Annotated in this window: 3 protein-coding genes; all 3 read left to right on the top strand. The window is 43.3% G+C overall.

Features of this window, described 5'->3' with window-relative positions; all coding sequences use genetic code 11:
- A partial coding sequence (locus F6K49_RS36650; RefSeq protein WP_293104792.1) for a baseplate J/gp47 family protein occupies window positions 1-869 on the top strand: 869 nt, incomplete at its 5' end.
- 6 nt (window positions 870-875) lie between these two features.
- Window positions 876-1,670: a phage tail protein gene (locus F6K49_RS36645; RefSeq protein ID WP_293104788.1), complete on the top strand. Its 795-nt coding sequence runs from the start codon at window positions 876-878 to the stop codon at window positions 1,668-1,670.
- Window positions 1,671-1,675: 5 nt separating this feature from the next.
- Window positions 1,676-3,951, top strand: a 2,276-nt coding sequence (locus F6K49_RS36640) for a hypothetical protein (RefSeq protein WP_293104784.1), incomplete at its 3' end; no start/stop codon positions are given.

Genomic DNA, 3,951 nt, shown 5'->3' with positions numbered 1-3,951 from the left:
CCGAAATGCTGCTCTATCGGCAAAATCGGGTGACAGAGGCCAATATGCGGATGTTTTTACAACTGCTGAATGGACCAGATTGGCAGCAAAAGGAGGATTTACAGACAGAGATTAAAAAGGCAATTACCCAAGTACGCGATCGCTACCGAGCTATCACCTGTGCCGACTTTGTGGAATTAGCCCGAGACATGAAACCAAATGATGCAGATGATACCGTTGCCAGGGCACACTGTATACCTCGACGTAACCTGGACTCGGAAAATGCCTTAGTCGAAAATGCCTTAGTCGAACCTGTGGATCAACCAGGTCATGTGAGTATTGTGATTATCCCCGACAGCAATAATCGTGAAAATAGCCCCCCTCAACCAAGCTCAAGGCTGATTAACGAGGTAAAAAACCACTTAGAAGAACGGCGATTGATTGGCACGGCAATCCATGTAGTTATGCCACGGTACATCACCATTAGCATCAGATTAACCATACACCTCAACCGAGAAGCAGACGTAGCAACCACTAGGACCAACATAAATAACGCACTGGAAAACTTTTTCGATCCCCTACCAAATCCTGACAATCCTGAAGGTTGGCCATTTGGTCGAAATGTTTATGTTTCGGAAGTTTATCAACTACTTGATGAACTAGAAGGTGTGGATTATGTAGAAAAAACCAATAAGGAAGATAAAGACCAAGACGAAGTATTTTTTCCTCGTCCTGATGCCATAAACAATCAACAACGCCTAGTTTACACCAAAGATACAGGACAGCTAAGTGCCATCCAGGTCAAACCAGAAGAACTAGTGTATTTAGATATTACCGCCAGCGATATAGACATCATATCCCCCTTAGAAACCCTTGATTTCAACGGTTAAAAACCAATGAAAAACTCAGCCCGTTACCCCAGTAAACTTTTAGACTATCTGCCAGAGATTTATCAAAGCGATCCTTTCGTTGGTCAATTTTTACTACCCTTTGAAAATATTCTTTTGGGTCGTGCACATGGGATCAACTTTTGTGAGCAGGGTTTAGAAGAAAATATTGCCCGTATTTCTAATTACTTCCATCCCCAAAAAACACCCCCAGACTTCCTACCCTGGTTATCTAGCTGGGTGGCGTTGAGTCTCAGAGCAGATTTAGATGTCCAAAAACAACGGAAATTTCTGGCCAATACCGTCAGACTGTATCGTTTTCGAGGGACTAAAGACAATTTACAAGAACTGCTAGAATTATTTCTAGAGGACGAGGAAAAAGTCACCATTATCGACGCTTCCAATGCCGAATTTCAAATTGGTGACACCCAACTCCTGGAGCCCGAAAACCCAATTGAACTCGAAGAAATTCCAATTTACCCCGAAGGACTTCCCTCGCGATCGCTGCTTGGTAGAGGCACTTACCTTGGTGGTGGTATACCCCACTTTTTTATAGTAAGAATTACTCCAGCTCAAGGATTAAACCCAGAGCAACTCAAACGACAAATAGAAATCGCTAATGCCATCATCGAACAGGAAAAACCAGCCCATAGCAAGTACAGACTAGAAATTATTTACACCACGCAGATTGGTGGTAGTTTTGATTCTGATTATGATTCTGAAGAAGTTACGGGTTCCCAGATTGGAATTAATACTATTTTGGGCAAGATTACCGAAAATGACGAATCTATCTTAGGAGAGTAATGATTATGAAATATATTCAACGTCCCAATTACTTTACTTCCCAGTTTCTATTAGAAAAAGACTTTAACGATGAGCAAACCTACCATCGTGACATGCGCCTGCGTCACAATAGCTTACTCCATGAATGGGGTGTGGTGGAAGGATTAGAAGTAACCAGAGCCGAGCCGAAAAAAATTGCCGTTAGTGAGGGCATGGCCATTGATAAATATGGTCGAGAAATTATTATTTTACCCGATTGTACAGTACCGGACACGATTAACACGATTAACTTAGATCGATTAGAACTAGAAGCCAATACAACTACAACTATTGAAATTACCGTCATCTATGATGAAATTAAGGATGATGGTGACGAAGTAGCGGTAGGTAATGATAAAAAATACACTCGCACCTCTGAACGTCCCAAGTTTGTCATTTACGGGAGTAAAACAAGTAAAGACAATCTCCAAGACGGTAATGTAGATTTCAAAACTGGTTTTGCCCCTACCGATGATAATGTGATTCTGTTGGCACGGGTGACCCTAGACAACAACGGTGAGGTTACTGAAAATGCAGTGGATAATTCTGTACGCAAGCTTGCTGGTGCTAAGTTATCTAACCTCGATAACTTAGAGCTAGATGGTACCATTTCCGCCGAAAACTTAAATCTGACCGGAAATTCAACCATTGATGGTGACCTGACAGTGAATGGAAACCTGGAAGTAAAAGGGGATGTGATTGCCCGTGATACCGAGCATATTGCTGGGGATGTGTCCTTGGGGGATGCGGATAATGATGAAGTGAAAGTTACAGGGGTAATTCGCTCAGGGCATTCATCTGGAGCGCTGACGGTGGATGATGCTTTACATACCACTGGTGCTCTGACAGTGGATGGTAATGTTGGTATTGGCAAAAATAATCCTACGGAAAAATTAGAGGTAGCTGGAACTGTTAAAGCCACTAGGTTTGAAGGGGATGGTTCTGGTTTAACTGGTATTGGTGCTGGAAAGTGGTCTGATGGTGGTAGTAACGGTATTTACTATAACAATGGCAATGTAGGTATTGGTACAAATAGCACCTATGCTGAACTCACGGTTAACGGCTCAATCGGATTTGCCAACGGGACAGCCCCCATGATGTACATCCATCAAAGTGGTACAAGCAATGCACCTCGACCAATCATTGCTCATTCCCCACGTTATCGAAACTGGGGAGTTGAATACCGAGATCAGGAAGATCTAATGGTTTTTCAAGGAAGCGGACAACCAGTTTTATCAGTTGGTCTTCGTTATAAAAAAGTTGGTATTGGCATTACAAATCCTACGGAAAAATTAGAGGTAAATGGAACTGTTAAAGCCACTAAGTTTGTAGGGGATGGTTCTGGTTTAACTGGTATTAGCGCTGGTGCCACAAAGTGGTCTAATGGTAGTAATAACAGTATTTACTATAACCATGGCAATGTAGGTATTTGTACAAATCGCACCTATGCTGAACTCACGGTTAACGGCTCAATCGGATTTGCCAACGGGACAGCCCCCATGATGTACATCCATCAAAGTGGTAAAAACAATGCACCTCGACCAATCATTGCTCATTCCCCATCTCATCCAAACTGGGGAGTTGAATACCGAGATCACGGAGATCTAATGGTTTTTCAAGGAAGCGGAGAACCCGTTTTATCAGTTGGTCTTGGTTCAAAAAAAGTTGGTATTGGCACCAATAATCCTAGGCAGAAATTAGAGGTAGCTGGAACTGTTAAAGCCACTAGGTTTGAAGGGGATGGTTCTGGTTTAACTGGTATTAGTGCTGGTGGCACAAAGTGGTCTGATGGTGGTAGTAACAGGATTTACTATAATGCTGGCAATGTCGGCATTGGCACAAATAATCCTACTCAAAAATTAGAAGTGGCTGGAAGCGTCAAGGCCATTGCTAATCATACGGGCAATAGAACGGCCTATGGAGTTCAAAGCCTTGTAGGAGGCAATCGCAATGGCACTAAATTTGGTTTGCATGCACAAGCAACGGGTGGTAGCAGTGGTGCCCGATTTGGTGTCTACGGTCATGCACAGGGTGGACAAACTCAATTTGGTGGCCATTTCACTGCTACTAATACGGGCAATACTACCGCCTTCGGAGTTCACAGCAGGGCAGGTGGCAATGGCAATGGCACTAAATTTGGTTTGCATGCACAAGCAACGGGTGGTAGCAGTGGTGCCCGATTTGGTGTCAGGGGTATTGCCTCTGGGGGACAAACTCAATTTGGTGGCCATTTCACTGCTACTAATACGGACAATAGTACCGA

The sequence above is a fragment of the Moorena sp. SIO3I6 genome, from assembly GCF_010672095.1.
The sequence above is the reverse complement of the archived record's forward strand: the minus strand, read 5'-3'. Positions and strand labels throughout refer to the sequence as shown.